General features: G+C 67.6%; 23 protein-coding genes and 1 pseudogene. 23 read left to right on the plus strand and 1 reads right to left on the minus strand.

The genetic code is table 11. The features are described 5' to 3' along the window. Positions 1-71 precede the first annotated feature (71 nt). Positions 72-1,265, plus strand: a complete 1,194-nt coding sequence (locus G6N16_RS05990; protein ID WP_163787790.1) for an IS30 family transposase — start codon at positions 72-74, stop codon at positions 1,263-1,265. Between the two features lie 42 nt (positions 1,266-1,307). On the opposite strand, the gene G6N16_RS05995 is transcribed toward G6N16_RS05990, so the two are convergent. Beyond that, on the minus strand, positions 1,308-1,511 hold the full coding sequence (locus G6N16_RS05995) for a hypothetical protein (protein WP_163787791.1): 204 nt from the start codon (positions 1,509-1,511) through the stop codon (positions 1,308-1,310). 181 nt (positions 1,512-1,692) lie between these two features. On the opposite strand from G6N16_RS05995, the pseudogene G6N16_RS06000 reads away from it, so the two are divergent. The 22 genes and pseudogenes from G6N16_RS06000 to G6N16_RS06100 form a co-directional block, all read left to right on the plus strand. Then, positions 1,693-2,052, plus strand: a pseudogene (locus G6N16_RS06000) (DUF5131 family protein); the annotation flags it as partial. Further along, a complete protein-coding gene (locus G6N16_RS06005) occupies positions 2,049-2,324 on the plus strand; it encodes a hypothetical protein (protein WP_083033998.1) in 276 nt (91 codons plus the stop codon). The pseudogene G6N16_RS06000 and the gene G6N16_RS06005, both read left to right, overlap by 4 nt. Positions 2,325-2,386: 62 nt before the next feature. Next, complete coding sequence (locus tag G6N16_RS06010; protein ID WP_197913096.1) at positions 2,387-2,728, plus strand: hypothetical protein; 342 nt, start codon at positions 2,387-2,389, stop codon at positions 2,726-2,728. Beyond that, entirely contained in the window at positions 2,721-3,389 is a 669-nt protein-coding gene (locus G6N16_RS06015; protein WP_083034001.1) for a hypothetical protein, read from the plus strand. Before G6N16_RS06010 ends, G6N16_RS06015 begins: the two co-directional genes overlap by 8 nt. Then, a complete protein-coding gene (locus tag G6N16_RS06020) occupies positions 3,386-3,751 on the plus strand; it encodes a DUF4326 domain-containing protein (RefSeq protein WP_234806051.1) in 366 nt (121 codons plus the stop codon). The genes G6N16_RS06015 and G6N16_RS06020 overlap by 4 nt, the downstream gene beginning before the upstream one ends. Further along, positions 3,748-4,650, plus strand: coding sequence for a hypothetical protein (locus G6N16_RS06025; protein WP_163787792.1), 903 nt, complete (start codon positions 3,748-3,750; stop codon positions 4,648-4,650). The genes G6N16_RS06020 and G6N16_RS06025 overlap by 4 nt, the downstream gene beginning before the upstream one ends. Continuing rightward, positions 4,643-4,867: a hypothetical protein gene (locus tag G6N16_RS06030; protein WP_163787793.1), complete on the plus strand. Its 225-nt coding sequence runs from the start codon at positions 4,643-4,645 to the stop codon at positions 4,865-4,867. Before G6N16_RS06025 ends, G6N16_RS06030 begins: the two co-directional genes overlap by 8 nt. Next, positions 4,864-5,181 carry a hypothetical protein gene (locus G6N16_RS06035; protein ID WP_133053049.1) on the plus strand — a complete coding sequence of 106 codons (318 nt, stop codon included), beginning with the start codon at positions 4,864-4,866 and terminating at the stop codon, positions 5,179-5,181. The genes G6N16_RS06030 and G6N16_RS06035 overlap by 4 nt, the downstream gene beginning before the upstream one ends. A gap of 167 nt (positions 5,182-5,348) precedes the next feature. Further along, on the plus strand, positions 5,349-6,002 hold the full coding sequence (locus tag G6N16_RS06040; protein WP_163787794.1) for a DUF7341 domain-containing protein: 654 nt from the start codon (positions 5,349-5,351) through the stop codon (positions 6,000-6,002). A gap of 391 nt (positions 6,003-6,393) precedes the next feature. Continuing rightward, on the plus strand, positions 6,394-6,807 hold the full coding sequence (locus G6N16_RS06045) for a hypothetical protein (RefSeq protein ID WP_083033749.1): 414 nt from the start codon (positions 6,394-6,396) through the stop codon (positions 6,805-6,807). 1 nt (position 6,808) lies between these two features. Continuing rightward, entirely contained in the window at positions 6,809-7,114 is a 306-nt protein-coding gene (locus G6N16_RS06050; protein WP_083033747.1) for an HNH endonuclease, read from the plus strand. A 2-nt stretch (positions 7,115-7,116) separates the two neighbouring features. Next, positions 7,117-7,461: a hypothetical protein gene (locus G6N16_RS06055; protein WP_083033745.1), complete on the plus strand. Its 345-nt coding sequence runs from the start codon at positions 7,117-7,119 to the stop codon at positions 7,459-7,461. Then, on the plus strand, positions 7,433-8,863 hold the full coding sequence (locus G6N16_RS06060) for a terminase large subunit domain-containing protein (RefSeq protein ID WP_083033743.1): 1,431 nt from the start codon (positions 7,433-7,435) through the stop codon (positions 8,861-8,863). Before G6N16_RS06055 ends, G6N16_RS06060 begins: the two co-directional genes overlap by 29 nt. Beyond that, complete coding sequence (locus tag G6N16_RS06065) at positions 8,860-10,317, plus strand: phage portal protein (protein ID WP_083033742.1); 1,458 nt, start codon at positions 8,860-8,862, stop codon at positions 10,315-10,317. Before G6N16_RS06060 ends, G6N16_RS06065 begins: the two co-directional genes overlap by 4 nt. A gap of 4 nt (positions 10,318-10,321) precedes the next feature. Next, positions 10,322-11,980 (plus strand): VG15 protein, encoded by a 1,659-nt coding sequence (locus tag G6N16_RS06070; protein ID WP_083033741.1) that lies wholly within the window; start codon positions 10,322-10,324, stop codon positions 11,978-11,980. Positions 11,981-12,042: 62 nt separating this feature from the next. Further along, a complete protein-coding gene (locus G6N16_RS21935; protein WP_264027209.1) occupies positions 12,043-12,168 on the plus strand; it encodes a hypothetical protein in 126 nt (41 codons plus the stop codon). Between the two features lie 1,321 nt (positions 12,169-13,489). Continuing rightward, positions 13,490-14,071, plus strand: coding sequence for a hypothetical protein (locus G6N16_RS06075; RefSeq protein ID WP_083033740.1), 582 nt, complete (start codon positions 13,490-13,492; stop codon positions 14,069-14,071). Positions 14,072-14,121: 50 nt separating this feature from the next. Then, entirely contained in the window at positions 14,122-14,496 is a 375-nt protein-coding gene (locus G6N16_RS06080; RefSeq protein ID WP_083033739.1) for a potassium transporter, read from the plus strand. A 3-nt stretch (positions 14,497-14,499) separates the two neighbouring features. Next, on the plus strand, positions 14,500-15,522 hold the full coding sequence (locus G6N16_RS06085; RefSeq protein ID WP_083033738.1) for a major capsid protein: 1,023 nt from the start codon (positions 14,500-14,502) through the stop codon (positions 15,520-15,522). Beyond that, a complete protein-coding gene (locus G6N16_RS06090) occupies positions 15,519-15,818 on the plus strand; it encodes a hypothetical protein (protein ID WP_083033737.1) in 300 nt (99 codons plus the stop codon). The genes G6N16_RS06085 and G6N16_RS06090 overlap by 4 nt, the downstream gene beginning before the upstream one ends. Continuing rightward, entirely contained in the window at positions 15,772-16,158 is a 387-nt protein-coding gene (locus G6N16_RS06095) for a hypothetical protein (protein ID WP_163787795.1), read from the plus strand. Before G6N16_RS06090 ends, G6N16_RS06095 begins: the two co-directional genes overlap by 47 nt. Further along, entirely contained in the window at positions 16,155-16,508 is a 354-nt protein-coding gene (locus tag G6N16_RS06100) for a hypothetical protein (RefSeq protein WP_133053023.1), read from the plus strand. Before G6N16_RS06095 ends, G6N16_RS06100 begins: the two co-directional genes overlap by 4 nt.

The raw sequence follows: 16,508 nt of genomic DNA on the forward strand, positions 1-16,508 counted from the left end.
TAATCGGAATGCGTTGACGGGTACTTAGATTCATATGGTCATTGCAACGTCCCTGTTCAGGAAGGTTGCGTATGACTCCGGCTTATCCGCGTGCGATGCGGCGAGAGTTTTTCGATCGGGTGTGCCTGGGCGCGACGCTTCGTGAGGCCGGGTACCAGGTTGGCGTGTCAATCCAGACCGGTTGGAGGTGGTGGGATGAAGCTGGGTCGATGCCCTTGCGATGCGGAACGGGTTCGGCCACGGGTCTGGCTGAGCCTGGTGATCCTGACAGGCCAGGTGGGTATGGGCATCGACTCAGCCTCGATGAGCGCATCGCGATCATGCGCGGCCGCGACGCTGGGCAGACGTATCAGGAGATTGCTGAGAAGATCGGCCGTGACCGTAGCGTCGTGTGGCGCGAGGTACAGCGCAACCGCAACGCCGACGGCGATTACCACGCTGGGATGGCACATTCTCGTGCTGCCCTGAAAGCCAAGCGGCCCAAGGAATTCAAGCTTCAAGACCGCGCATTGTGCGCCCAGATCGAAAACTGGATGGACGACGGGTGGAGTCCGAAGCTGATCGCCGATGTGTTGGCCCGCGACCACCCGGATGACAAGCTGGCGCAGGTGAGCCACGAAACGATCTACCAGTGCCTCTACGTGCAGGGACGGGGCCAGCTGCGCGCTGATCTGAACAAGTGCCTGTCGACTAAACGTGCCGCGCGCAAGTCCCGGGGACATCAGGAGCGCCGCGGCAAGTTCCACGATGTGTACACCATCCGCGACCGCCCGGCCGAAGCCGAAGACCGGGCGGTACCCGGGCATTGGGAAGGTGATCTGATCCTGGGGAAGGAGTGCGCCAGCGCGATCGGCACGCTGGTGGAGCGCAGCACCCGGTTCACGATCCTGCTGCACCTGCCGGTCGACCACACCGCAGAGTCAGTGGCCACGACGATGATCGAGGCCATGAGCGACCTGCCCCAGCATCTGCGTCGCACCATCACCTGGGACCGAGGCGCGGAGATGGCTCGCTGGCGCGACATCGACATGCAGCTGCAGGCCCCGGTCTACTTCTGCGATCCGCATTCACCGTGGCAGCGCGGCAGCAACGAGAACACCAACCGACTGCTGCGGCACTGGTTCGAAAAGGGCGCTGACCTGTCGAAATTCACCAAGGCCGACCTCAAGCGGGTCCAGGACACCCTCAACAAACGACCCCGGCCCACCCTCGACCTCGACACCCCCGCCCAACGGCTCGCCGCCCTGCTCAACGACGCCGCCTGACCCCGGGCAACCAAGGCCCACCCACGGCTCGCCGCGAGTGGCTCAGAAAGGCCGCTTGCCGGGTGCCAGGGGAGGCGCGGAACCGACGGCCGGCTCCCAGTCCTTGAAGTCATCGGGCCAGAGGCTGGTGCGGCTGGACTCGTCGTAGAAGCCAGACTCCTCGCCACCGCGGAGCATCTCGGCGTTGCGCCGTGCACGTTCCTCAGCATCGGGCACCCCAAGACACGCGTACGGGTGCTCGGCCATCAAGTGATGACTCCCTTGCCGCCGCCCTTGCACGCGCCCAGCGTATGCCCAATCACCGGCCCTTGATCACCACGAGAGCAGCGATGTTGCACTAACCGCTTGACAATGCCGTAGAGGGAACCGCGTCGCTGTCACCTCTATGCGGTCACCCCGCAAGACGTTCATCGCGACTCCGCAGACCCTGGACTGGGTCGTGGCCGGCGGCGAATCCGGGCCCGGGGCGCGGCCGATGCACCCGAAGTGGGCGCGTGACCTGCGCGACCAATGCCAGGCCGCAGGTATTGCCTACCTGTTCAAGCAGTACGGCGAATGGTCACCGCTCGGGGAACCATCGTCGCGGCACCTGGTGATGACCGATGACGGAAACACCTACGAGGCCGGTGATCTGGATTGGCCGGACGGGCCGCGGCGCGGAGAAGCCCAGCGCGCCAACTTCCCCCACCATCACCCGACGTTCCTGTACCGCGTCGGAAAGAAGGCCGCCGGCCGGGAACTCGACGGCCGAACGTGGGACGAATACCCGCAGGAGGCGGCTCGATGAACACCCTCGATCATCTGCTGACCTGCTCCTCGTGTGGCCCGTTCGGCCGTCACCGCCGCCAACGTGCGCGCCGAGCCCGCACCATCGCCGAGAACGCCCTCGTCGCCTACTGGCAACGGCTGGGGGCCCAGAGCCGGGCCGAGCGACGCGCACAGAGGTTCTGGTGGGTCAGCCACTCCGGCGAAGCGTGGCCACTCGCCCACGACGGCGAACTCCGCAACGCACTCGTCTGCGTGGGACTCGTCAGTGACTACGGGGGAGGTGCCCAGTGAGGACGCCCAAGACCGATTCCCGAATGTGGCACGGCGGTGTTCCAGGCCTCAATGCCGGAGACATGATCACCCCGCAAGCACTGAACGCTGGTCAGCACCTGCGCGATGACTGCCCGACCTGCCAAGCCCGCGCCAACGGAACACCACTTGCCGGTGACGACAACGATCCGACGCTGGTCTACGTGACGACCGACCGGGAATACGCCCGCCTCTACGCCGCTGGCTACCCGAACGGCGGGCTCTACGTCGTGGAACCCGTCGGCGAGCTGGTCGACCGCGGCGCCCACGATCCCGTCCCGTCGTGGGGATGTGAAGCCGCCCGGGTGCTCTCGGTCTACGACCCGTGCGTGAGCCCGACAGCGAAGGAAGCTCGACGGATGGTCCGGAGGTGGCTCAATGCCTGAACCCGCGTACGACGATCCGGAGGTGGTACGTGCCCTGATGGCCGGGAGTATCCCGGCGAAGGGTGCGGTCCCCGCGGTCTGGTGGATTACCACCGACGCCGACCAATGCGGCGCCTACGACCGCTGGAAGGCCGACTACCAGACCTACACGGAGAAGGTCGAGCGGCTGGCCGAGTCGATCGGACTGACCGTTGACGCCGCGATCATGTGGGAGTCCTTCGACGGGACATCAACGCTGTGCGGATTCCGGCCGCCGAACGGGATGGGAGTCGGCTGGAGCGGGCACCCGAACTATCGGCCAGTGCCCGATGGCTGGCGGATCGACTCGCGCAAGGATCTACTCGTTCCGTCCCGGAAAACGAAGGCTGATAGGGAATCCCAAGCCAACAAGGACTTCGCCGCCGCCGGCTCCATCCCCGACGCGCACGCCTACCTCACAGGCCTGCCGACATCAATTCACCTCGATGACCGATTCCTCGGCGGGACCATCTACCCAGTCCACTACCGCCGCGGCGCTGAATGCGTCTGGGCCTATTGCGGCGGCGACCCAGACCGTCAACCCGACCGCTCCATGAACGACACCGTCGACGAATCGATATGGCAGCGAATGAAGCTCTCCGTCCTCGTCGCACTGATGGAGGAACCGGGAGCGACATCGTGAATACCGTTACTCCACAGCGCATTCAACGACACCGCACCAAGGGTTGGCGGCTACCCGCCGGGGCGCTCTACGTCGGCCGGCCCACCCGGTTCGGCAACCCGTTCCCCATCGACGACGGCGACCCGGCTGAGGCGGTCGACCGCTACCGCGAATGGCTGACCGATCCCCGCACGATTGAGGTCGTCGGCGGACTCGGCTTCTCGGGCTACATCTACTACAACCGCGGCCCGTGGGGACCTGACCTGAACAAGCTCCGCGGCCACGACCTCGCGTGCTGGTGCCCGCTCGACCGACCCTGCCATGCCGACGTGCTCCTGGAGCTCGCCAACGGCGCAACAACCGGAGACGAGGCCCACCGTTGACAGAATCACCCGACGACGCCCTCCTGGGCTCACTGGCCGCCCAGAACCGGCACACCGGCTGGGACCGCCGCCTGTGGGTTCGCGCTGTGCTGGCCGCCACAGGCCTCACCGCGGCAGCCAAAACCGTGCTGCTCGCACTGGAGACGTTCGCCGACTTCAACGACGGCACCAACGCGCACCCCGGCGAAGTGCAGCTCGCCCTCGCCGCAGACCTCAAACAGCGGGCCGTACGCGAGGCCCTCAAGCGCGGCCAGGAACTCGGCTTCATCGAGAAAACCGACTCCTCAGCAAACAAACGCCGCGGCATCGCCGACGTCTACCGGCTTGTCCCGCAGTCGATTACCGGCACCGCCATGCCTGTGAATAACTCGACTACCGGCATGGCCATGCCGGTAAAAGCGGCGGATCACCGGCATGGCGGTGCCGGTGATGATGCGATTACCGGCACCGCGGCGCCGGTGAAAACTGTTGATAACCCTGTGGATAACGGTGGATCACCGGCACCGCCACGCGACTTTTACCGGCATGGCGGTGCCGGGCACCAACTCCAGTACCAACAACTACATGGGGTGTTACGTAACCCGGGTACGTCACCAGCGCGACCGATCGCCGACACACACACCAACGCCCCACCGTCGAGGTTCTGCGACGCGCACCCCGCCGGCACACGGCAACCATGCGGCGACTGCGCAAACGCCCGAACCGCCTTCAACGCTTGGCAAGCCGCGGCCCTGGCCGACGACGTCGCGATCGCCGCGGCGCACGACCTCGAACGCCGACGCCAACGCCGGATCATCGCCGACTGCAACGACTGCGACGACTTCGGTCGCATCGACCTCGGCGACCAGCTCGCCCCCTGCACCCACCCCGCCCTCGCCCCGGTAGCCCGCCATGCCTGACCCCGACGACGACTTCGATCCCACCCTCGACTGCGCCGCCCTCGGCCCCGGCCGCCGCCGATGCACCCCCGGACCCCTGATCGACGCCTACCTCGGCGTCATCAGCGGCGAGTGCACCGCCTGCGACGCACGACCATTCGCCCTCTGCACCGACGACACCGGCCACCCCCGCAAGACACCCTGCCCAGCCCGCCACCGAGGAGCACGAACCGCATGACCACCACGCCGTCGTACACCCGCAGCCAGCTGCTCACCATCTGCCGCCGAGCCAGCGTCCCGGAATCCAAGTGGCACAACCGCGATTCCGCCGACGCGCAACGTCAGCTCGGGGAGGCGTACGCACTCCTGGCCGCCGGCTGCGACTACGCCATCGGCGCGCGCAGTACCGACCGGACGATCTGGGTCACCATCTGGTCCCGCGGCTTCGACTGGTTCGAAGACGGCCCCTCGGATGGGAACCGAGACGCGGGCAGGTACTACCTGCCCACCCCCGAACGGCTGCGTAACGCCAACGGATCCGACTGGTACTGACCCGTGGACGCCAGGAAATGCCACCGCTGCGGGCTCTACTGGGCCTCCAACAGCGGACCCGACAAGCAGTTCACAGGCATCACCCGCATCTGCCCCAACTGCATCCCACTCTCAACCGGCCTGCTGTCTCTGCACGCCGCCCGGCCCGCCACCCGTCAGGAGTGCCGATGACCGCACCGCTGCCGCGCAACGCAGTACCGCAGTACCGCTACCGGCCGCGGATGCGCGAAGCGATCGACAACCTGGAAGCCGCCGTGCACCGTCTCGTCGACCCCGTCGACGCCTACCGCGGCACCTGGCTGCACGCCGACAGCCTGTACCAGCAACTGACGGCGGCGGTGTTCGGGACGTCCACCAACGGCGGGGGAGCGGGCGGCGGCTGGCGCTCTCGGCCTCCAGTCTGGGATGACGCAGCCGAACTGCTGCGCACCATCCAGACCGTGGTGTCAGCGAGCTTCCCGACCGGGATGGCCGGCACCGTACCCGCGTGCCTGCGCGCACTGGCCGCGAAACGCTGGGCACCCGAGCAACACAAGCAGGTTCGCACGATCACCGGGATCATCAACGCGTGGTGCGACAACATCGAAGCGCTCCTCGATGGCACACGCGCCCGACATCTGGTCGCTGCATGCCCAGCCTGCGGAGTGGCAACCGTCGAAGTCCGTGACAGCGCAGGCGAACTCGTTCGTCAACCAGCTCTGCAGATCGTCTCCGGTCAAGGCTGCACCTGCCTCGCCTGCCACCATTGCTGGGCTCCAGACCGATACCTACACCTGGCCGCGGTCCTAGGGTGCGAACGTCCCGCAGGAGTTCTCGAATGACAACGACGCTTGCGCGACCAGGGGAAATCGGGCACACTCGGGAACGCGAGCTACACGTGTGCCCAGAGCCAGGTAGCCGCGAACCCCGAAATCTACACGGCCCCGCGCGAAGCACCGGCTTCTGCGGGGCCATCGTCGTACCCGGGCCGCGGCCAGGCCGCCCGCCGGCGGCCGACCCCCAGGGGGGAGGCCCCCTCCCCGGGTCGGGCCCCCGCCCCTCATGGCTTAGGCGAACGCCCCCCCTGGCCAAACCGTCACCCAGCCCAGCTTCACGTTTTTCCTTTCACCACCACCACGATCCAGCCAAGGTGATCGGCACCCCACGCCCGGTTTCAGCCCGCACAGCGCCATACAGGCGGCCCCTGACCCCAACCCCTCGGAGGACACCCCGATGACCACCACCGACACCCAAACCAAACCGCCCGACGGCCTCGACGCCGACGGACCCGGCCACCAGCTCTGGGCCTCGGTCACCGGCGAATACCGCCTGCGGCCCGACGAACTGCGGATCCTGGAGAACGCCTGCCGCCTCGCCGACGACATCGACTACTGGGAAGCCGAGGCCACCGAGTGCCGGCGCACCGCCGGCAGCGAACGCACCGTCCGCGGCTCCACCGGCCAACGAGTACTCAACAAGCTCCTCGTCCGCGCCGACAAAGCCAAAGCCGAAGCGCTGCGCTGCCGCATCGCCCAGACCAACATGCTGGCCAAACTGCACCTCCCCGACGACCCCGCCGCACCGGCCGCCGATCAGGAACCACAACCCGCCGGCGAACACACCGGCCCGAGGTCCCTGACCGCCTGACATGACAACCCCGCGCAACACCACCACGCGGGACGAGCACCGCCGGATCATCGCCCGCGACGAACCTCCGTGCGGGATCTGCGGACAACCGATCGACTACCGGCTCAACCATCGCCATCCCCGCAGCTTCGTCGTCGACCACATCACTCCACGAGCCCGCGGCGGCCCCGACACCCTCGACAACAAGCAGGCCGCCCACCGCGACTGCAACCGCGCCAAATCCGACAAGACCGTCATGCCCACCACCGGCGTCACCTTCGTGACCGAACGCAACTGGTGGACCAAACGAACCTGCACCAGGAGGTGACCATGGCCTCGAAACGCACCCGCACCCCCGCACGACCCGCAACGAAACTGCGGGCCGTCGGCCCCGACGAACGCCCCGACCCACCGGCGGAACCCGCCCCGCCGGCAGCACCGAAATCACTGGCCGAAGCCGCCGCCGACGGCACCTACCTCGAACTACTGGAAGCACAACGCGCGCTGCTGGCCCAGTCCGTCCTGCACGAGACCGGCCAGGTGAAGATGACCGCACACAAGGAGCTGCGCGCCGTCGCCAAGGAGATCGAGACGATCAAGGCCGCAGCCACCGGAACCGCCACCTCCGTCGCAGCCGGCGAACACGATGAGCCCTGGGACTCCACGGCTCTCTGAGATCGCCCGCCACGTCGTCATCCCCGACGGCATCACGGCAACCGGGTGGCCCGGCGTCAAAGAGACCTGCCGCCGCCTCGGCTGGGAATTCGACCCCTGGCAAGACGGCGCCGGCCGACTGTTCCTCGGAAAACGCTCCGACGGCCTCTACGCCGCCGACACCATCGTCATGTCCATACCCCGCCAGTGCGGCAAGACCTACCTCGTCGGCTGCATCATCTTCGCGGTGTGCCTGATGCAACCCGGGCTCACCGTGATCTGGACCGCGCACCGCAAGACCACCGCGGCCGAGACGTTCGAATCGTTCGCCGGCATGGCGCAACGCCCCAAGGTCGCCCCGCACATCGCCGGGGTCCTGCGCGGCCGCGGCGACGAGAAGGTCCTGTTCACCAACGGATCACGAATCCTGTTCGGCGCCCGGGAATCCGGCTTCGGCCGCGGCTTCTCCGACGTCGACATCATCGTCTTCGACGAAGCCCAGATCATGACCGAAACGACGCTGGAGGACATGTCGGCCGCACAGAACGTCGCCGTCAACCCCCTCACCTTCATGATGGGCACCCCGCCGCGGCCCAAGGACCCCGGCGAAGTGTTCACCCTGATGCGCCAGGAAGCCCTCGACGGCGAATCCGACTCCACCGCCTACATCGAGTTCTCCGCCGACCGCGGCGCCGACCCCATGGCCCGTGCACAGTGGCGCAAAGCCAACCCGTCGTTCCCGCACCGCACCACCGAACGCGCCATGCTGCGACTCCGCAAGAAGCTGAAATCCGCCGACTCCTGGGCCCGGGAAGCACTCGGCATCTGGGACGAAGTCGCCGTGCACCAGGCGATCACCACCCCCAACCACTGGCGCAGCCTCATCGACACCGGACCGGCCGGCAACGTCGCACCGACAGCACTCGGCATCGACATGTCCCACGGCCTGGCCATCTCCATCGCCGGATGCTGGATCGAGGAAAGCGGATCCGCGCACATCGAAGAAGTCTGGGCCGGCACCGATGTCGCCGCCGCGATCAACTGGACCGCCGCAGTCGCCGGCCGCCGCACCGAAGTCATGATCGACGACCTCTCACCCGCCGCCCAGATGATCCCAGAACTCAAAGCACGAGGCGTCAAGGTCCACCGCGGCACCGCCCGCGACATGGTCAAAGGCTGCCTGCTCGTCGACACCCGCATCAAAGACGAACAACTCACCCACGCCGACCAGAAACCACTGACCGACGCCCTGATGGGCGCCCGCAAACGCCCCATCCACGACGCCGGCGGATGGGGCTGGGACCGCCGCGACTCCACCGTCACCATCCACCCCATCGTCGCCGCCACCCTCGCCCTCTACTGCGCCTCCACCAAACGCCCGGCACCGGCAACCCGGACCATACGAAAGGCCGTCATCGGATGACTACCGCAATCACGCTGCCCACTCTGCTGCTCTCCGACGACGAACAAGCCGCGGTCGCCGCGCTGCGCGCCAAGCTCCGAACCGTCGCCCCCGGCAACAAACGGAAATCCGACCTCTACGAAGGCAAACGCACCGCCGCGGACCTGAAGATTTCCGCGCCCGAAGGCCTCCCCGACCTCGTGCGCGCCGTCTCCGGCTGGCCCGGCACCGTCGTCGACGTCCTCGAAGAACGAATCGGGTGGCGGGGCTGGACCGGCGACGGCGACCTGGCCACCGCCCTCACCGACATCGCCCGCGACAACCAGCTGCCCGCCGAAGCCGGCCGCGGCCACCTCGACGGCCTCACCTACGGCTGCGGATTCATCAGCGTCGGCAAAGGCGACACCACCATCGGCGAACCCGAGATCATGGTCACCGTCGAATCCACCGAATCCTGCACCGTCGACTGGGATTACCGCACCCGCCGCGCGAAGTCCGGACTGTCTCAGACCCGCGACAAGTACGGCGTCACCATCGCGGAAACGCTCTACCTCCCCAACGAGACGATTCGCTTCGAGCAGCACCGCGGCGTGCTCGTCGTCGCCGACCGCGACCACCACGGCCTCGGCCGCGTCCCCGTCGCCCGGCTCCTCAACCGCGACCGCGGCGCCGACGTCACTGGCCGCTCCGAAATCACACCCTCGGTCATCTACCTCACCGACGCCGCCATCCGAACCCTCTGCGGCATGGAGATCAACCGCGAGTTCTACACCAGCCCGAAATGGACAGTCCTGAACGCCAACCCCGCGGTCTTCGGGATGGACGAGGAACAGACATCACGAGAAAACCGCCGCGCCGGCTGGAAGGCCACCCAGGGCCGCCTCAACGTCGTCCCCCCGCAGCTCGACGAGAACAACGACCCCGCCGACGTGAAACTGCACGAATTCCGGCCCGCCCCGCCAACCCCCTACATCGAACAGATCCGCGCCTACTCCCAGCTACTGGCCGCCGAATCCGGCATCCCCGCCCCCTACCTCGGGTTCGTCACCGACAACCCCGCAAGCGCCGACGCAATCCGCCAACAGGAATACCGCCTCGTCAAACGCGCCGAACGACGCCAGACCTCCTTCGGGCAAGCATGGCTGGAAGTCGCCCGACTCGCCCTCATGATGCGCGACGCCAAGTTCGACCCCACCCAGATGCGCCGCCTCGGAGTGTCCTGGGCCGACGCCGCCACCCCCACCCGCGCCGCCTCCGCCGACGAAGTCGCCAAGCTCGTCGCCGCCGAAGTACTCCCACCGGACTCCCCGGTCACCTGGGACCGCATCGGCCTGTCCGACCAGGAACAGCAGCAGCTCGCCGACCGCCAACGCACCACCGGATCAACGCGCCTCCTCGACAAGCTCCTGGGCGCCAACCTCCCACCGGTCCCCGCGCCGGCTGCGGCGGCCGCGGGCAACACCGAGGGGCAGTGAACGCATGCCCGTCGCCGTCGACGAACACCAGCAGCTCCTCGTCCTGCTGTCCTCACACCTCGACGCCGACATCGAACAACTCATCAACCGGATCTACGGCCACCTCGACGAACACGAACTCCTCACCTTCCTCACCGACGCCTACCCCGAACTCGCCGACGCATACCTGCACGCCGCCGGCACGCTGACCGCCCAGTACTACGCCGAACAACCCACCACCACCGTCGGATTCGAACCCCAGCCCGCCGACCTCCCACCCGCCGGCCAACTCGGCGCCAACGCGCGCTGGGCCGCCCTGCAGTCCTCACCGATCACCGCGCTGCAAGGCGCAGCGCAACGCGCCGTGTTCAACGCCGCACGCAACACCGTCGTCGACAACGTGCAAGCCGAAAACGAATTTCTCGCTGGCGGAAAGCGCATCGACCCGGCCTTGATCGAACTGCCGCCCGACGTCCGCAGCCCCCAAGCCCGCTGGTACCGCCACGCCGCCGCCAACGCCTGCGGCTTCTGCCGAATGGTCGCGATCAGCGGAGCCCGCTACCGATCCGAAGAATCCGCCCTCACCGTCACCGGCCGATCCGTCAGCCTCCAGACCAACGACTACCGCCAGATCGCCGCCGGCCAAACCACCCGCGACGAAGCCCTCGACCGCCGCAGCCGCTACACCTCCGCCCACCAAGCCGCCAAACAAGGAAAGATGGTCGGCGACACCAAGATCGGAGCCCAGCGCGGCACCCAAGAAGTCGGCATGCGTTACCACGATCATTGTCACTGCACGGCAACCGTCGTCCGGCCCGGCGACACATGGAACCCACCCTCGTACTACGACCAGTGGGACCAGGACTACATCGCCGCGTCCCGCGAAACCGGCAAACCCGGCGCCATCGCCTACCGCATGGAACAACTCGAGAAGCGCCCCGCCGAACCAATCCCCATGGTCGACATCGAGCTCGCCGGAAAAGACGGCCCGATCACCAGATCCGTCCCCGCCGACAGCAGCGCCGCCAAGGCCTACGCAAAACAGCGCGTACCGGCCGCCAAGTCCGGCACCGACGGCCCTCGGGGACCGCGTGGCCCAGGCGGTGGCGTCGGCGGGGGAGCAGGGGGATCCGGACCCGACCCCGACTGGCTGCGCACCAGCAGGGCCCACGTCGCTGCATTGACCGGCCGTCGCCGGCAATCCGTGATCGGCTACACCGGCGACACCCACAAACGGATCAACGGATGGCTACGGCGCGGCCAAACGCCGCAAGACACCTGGGTCGCTGCCCGCATGAAAGACCTCGACGAGGTCCTCGCGCACAACCCACTGGCCGCCCCGACGATCCTCACGCGAACCACCGAATTGTCGACCTTCGGTGTCACGCGCCAGCAGGGGATGTCCAAGGTGGTCGGCACCGCGCGAACAGAACTCGGCTACATGTCGACTACTCGATTCCCCGACGGCGGCGACACGAAGAAATACATCGACCCGGTTCGATTGACCGTACTCGTGCCCCCGGGAACGCCAGCAGCAGCGATCGAAGACATCTCGAAGGTGCCGCGCCAAGGTGAAATCCTGCTCGGCCGCGGACAGCGGTATGTCGTCACCGCTGCGGCGTATGATCGGACCATTGGAATGTGGAGGGCCACCATCGTGATCCGGAGAGGGGTGACACCATGAGCGCACTAGACGACGGAGAGTTCGGCTGCGAGCCTGTCACTGACCTCCGAGAACTCGCGGATATGCGGAAATCGGTCCTGGAGGACTGGGACTACCGGCTCCCCCTGCAGGATGCTGAGCGGGCCGCCGGCCTCACCGAGGCCGATATCTGGCGCTTTCTCGACGAACCCGCCGCCGCAACCGGGTAGCGCCTGCCGCATCAACTGCGGGCCCGACGGACCGCGCACCAACCGATCCGCGAGGTCACCGACCGGCATCGATACTGTCACTTGGCGGGCGCGGCAGATCACCAAATGCGGACAAATGCACCCTCCGGTGGTAAGAATGGCGGCATGGTGCAGTTGACGTTGGGCCGCGCCAGGGCAGGGAAGAACCCGAGACGCGTTGGCGCGCGCCCCGGGTACCTCCACGGGCTGAACCTCCTTCCTGGAGCACACGAGCCGACGGGTCTAAGCCGTCGCCTCGCGAACCTGTACCAACTTCCAGTAGGCGCACTCGCCCCCATTCCGCCCAGGAACGGGCGGGAAGGTGCTGTGCTCATCGAAACGGCACGTATTGCCCCGCTGATCCCGCCACAAACCGCTCCGCGGGCAACGCTGCCCGCTCTTGAAGCTGTCGTCGGGGCCCAACGGCCGCCAGGTGGACTTCCTCACGATCATCACCTCCTCCCATGAACTCGATTACCTCGCTGGACGACCACCGACGGCGATCGGTGGCCACCGAACCACTTCGTTGCCGCCACTGCGGTAGCGAATGGTTCAGGCTCAGTGGTGAAATGAGCGGCCCGGACATACCCCCCGGTGGCGCGATCACCATGAATTGCGACGGAAGAATCACCGGCTATGCCGGACTGCCGGTGTGTATCGAGTGCGGGGAACCGGTCTAACCAGCTCAACCACGCGGCGGGCCTACCGCATCGTGTTTCGGACACAGAACATTCCCGGCGGGATGAAAGACGACCTCAACATCGTCGTGGAACCTTTCGGTTGTGAGGTGGAAGACAATCTGGGTGGTGTGGCTGCGACGCTACAGCGCCCATTCGACGAATCGGCACTATCACGAGTCGGCGTGTCTGAGCCGAACATAAGAAAGAGGGGCTCCGCCGCCAGGCGAAGCCCCTCTGCCGATAGTTCTGTGTATCCGGCACCACCCAGGACCACACAAACAACTCCCGCGCGTCCAAGGATGCCCGAGGGTTCCGGAAAAACCCGGTATTTAGCCCCGGAGTGTCACTGTAAATCACATGCATGTCGTTTCATTCCGGGAAGATCCTTGCAAATCACCTGAAAATCGTGCAGAGTGTCCCTTGCGAGCTACACGTGTGCCCAGAGCCAGGTAGCCGAAATCCACTGAAAAACCTTTCCAGACCGCGTCGTTGAGCCACTGGCTCCGGCGCGGTCTTCGCATATCCACCCCTTGAGACTTCCCGACCGGGACCCGGCCGGGACTGGCGCTTCCAGCCTGCGCGAAACCGGCCTGGGTACTGCTGACGAGCTACGGAGGACCCCCATGAACATCAACGAGAACCCCGGCGCAACCCCGGCCGAAGGCCAACCGCCGGCCACCGTCGCCACCCCCGACACCGACACCGACGGCGACGGCGGCAAGCCGTTCGAGGCGATCACCAGCCAGGAAGCCCTGGACAAGATCATCGGGAAGCGACTGACTCGCGAGAAGGCCACCCACACCCAGGCCCTGGCCGCGGTGCAGGCCCAGCTCGACGACGCCACCGCCAAGCTGGCCTCGGCCGGAACGGCCCCGGCCGGCGACCCGGACGCCTCGGTCACCCAGCAGATCGCCGATCTGCAGGCCCGCCTGGACGCCGAGGTCGCCGCCCGCGCCTGCGCGGAAGCCTCCGCGCTGCGCGCCACCCGGGCCGCGGCCAAGGGCCTCCCGGCACCGCTGGCCGCCAAGCTCGTCGGAACCACCGCCGAGGACATCGACGCCGAGATCGACGAGCTCCTGCCGTTCCTCGGCGCCGGGGCAGCACCTCGGGGGCCGAAACCCAACCCGCAGCAAGGGGTCCCATCGCTGGGCTCCGGCGGCACGCTGTCGGCCGGCCGCGAACGCTACGCGGCACAACACCAATAACCGTCGCAGGCACCTCGCCTGCACAACCACCTTGAAAGGGGTGACACACCATGACTCAGCTCGGAATCCGCAGTGAGTCGTTCGGTGCAGGCGATCAGTCCTGGCTGGGCTCCCGCCACGGCACCGACGTGGCCAAGACGGCCACACTCGCACCGGCCGCATGGGCCGCCAAGACCACCGACGGACGGATCCGCTCCGGCGAACCGTTCGCCATGATCTCCGGTCTGGCCGTGCCCTACGACTCGACGAAGTCCGACGGCACCGAGATCCTGGCCGGCTTCATCCTCACCGACCAGCGCGTCGTCGCCGGCGCCGGGAACGTCACCTTCCCGGCCCTGTGGACCGGCCGCGTCCTGCGGTCCAAGCTGCCGTCCCCGGTCCCCGCAACCGCGAAGACCGCCGGCCCGTTCGCACTGGAGGCCTGACCCATGAACCTGTGGACCGATCTCATCACCCCCGCCGAGCTGACCGGCTTCGCCCGCGCCGCCGTCGAGGACATCGAACGCCAGAAGGCCACCCTGGCCCGCTGGCTGCCGAACTACTCTGTGCCCGACGTCATCGTGCGGACCATCGTCGGCGCCGACGGCAACGGCGCACTGGCCCAGTACCGCAGCTTCGACGCCGAAACCCCCATCGGCTCCGGCGGCACCGGGACCCGCAAGACGTTCGAACTGATGGCCCTGGGCCTCAAGGAACGCGTCGGCGAATATGACCAGCTCCGCGCGCGCGGCAGCGACGGCGCCGCCCTGCTCCTCGGCGGCGTCGAGAAAGCCGCCCAGCGGGTCGCCAACGCGGTCGTCGACCGCCTCGAAGTCGCCCGCGGCCAGGCCCTCGACACCGGTGTCCTGACCATCAACGAGAACGGGGTCGTCCAGACCTTCGACTTCGGCCGGCCCGTCGGCAACACCGTCACCGCCGCCACCCTGTGGTCCGCTGGCGGCGCCAAGCCGCTCGACGACCTGATCGCCTGGTGCGACGCCTACGCGCTGGCCAACAACGGTGCCCAGCCCGGCACGATCGTCACCTCCCGGCAGGTCGTCGCCGCGCTGCAGCGCAACGCCGACATCCGCGGCCTGGTCGCCACCACCGGCGGCACCCCCGGCATCGTGTCGATCGACGCCCTCAACGCGGTCCTCGCCGCCTACGGGCTGCCCCCGATCATCATCTACGACCGCAAGATCCGCGGCACCGCGGTCCTGGCCGCCAACAAGGCGTACCTGCTGCCCGCAGCGGTCGACCCCAACGGCCAGTCGCCGCTGGGTGCCACCTTCTACGGTCAGACCCTGGAAGCCGAAGAGCCCGACTACGGCATCGGCCCTGCCGACCAGCCCGGCCTCGTCGTCGGCTCCTGGAAGACCCACGACCCCATCGCCGCGTGGGTCCACGCCAACGCCATCGCCATGCCGGTCCTGGTCAACCCGGTCGCCTCCATGGTGGCGGTGGTCCTGTGACCGCCATCCGCTCGGACCTCGTCGGGGTCGTCTTCGTCAACGTCCCCGGCGTCGGCATGACCCAACTCCAGGCAGGGGACACCATCCCCGACGGAGCCGTCGTCGGGGATCACCTGACCGACCCGAACGAGCCGACCGAGGACAACCCGACCGAGGACGAGCCGACCGAGGACAACCCGACCGAGGACGAGCCGACCGAGGACAACCCGACCGAGGACGAGCCGACCGAGGAACCGGCGAAGGAATCCGATGACGCTGGCGTCAAGCGCGGACGTCGAAGCACGCCTCGGGCGTGACCTGACGGACGTCGAGCAGCCCCGCGCCGCGGGGCTGCTCGACGAGGCGTCGGTCGCCGTCACCGAATGGCTCGGCTGCACACCGGAACCCGTGCCCGACGCGGTGCGGATCGTCGTGTCACGCATGGTTGCCCGCATCATCACCGCAGCGGCCGGGCAGCTCACCCCCGACCCCGGCGTGTCCTCGCTGCAATCGTCCATGGGCCCGTTCCAGTTCACCCAGGGCTACAGCCCCGACGCCACCTCCGGAGGAGTCTGGCTGTCCCGCCAAGACAAGACGATGCTCGCCGGCCACCGCTGCCGCGGCCACGCCGAAAACGTCGGGACCTCCCGGTGGTGAGCGTCGCCCGACTGTTCCCGCTGCCGTTCACCTGCCAGCACGAGGTCTACCAACCCGGCACCAAGGACGCGCACGGCAACACCACCCCCACCTGGGCCGCGCCGATCCCGCGGGCATGCTCCTGGTGGCCGGCGGACACAACCGAACCCGCCACCGGGCCCACCGGGGGAGACCGGGTCATCGCCGACACCACACTCGTCCTCGACTCCACCGTCACCGTCGACCACCGCGACCGGTTCCTCCTCGACGGCCGCCGCCACGAAGTCGTCGGCATCCCCAAGGACTACAACCACGGCCCCTACGGAATCACCCCCGACCGCATCGTCGTGCAACTGAAATGGGTGGGCTGA

It is taken from the genome of Mycolicibacterium insubricum, from assembly GCF_010731615.1.
In the GTDB taxonomy this organism is placed as follows: Bacteria; Actinomycetota; Actinomycetes; order Mycobacteriales; family Mycobacteriaceae; genus Mycobacterium; species Mycobacterium insubricum.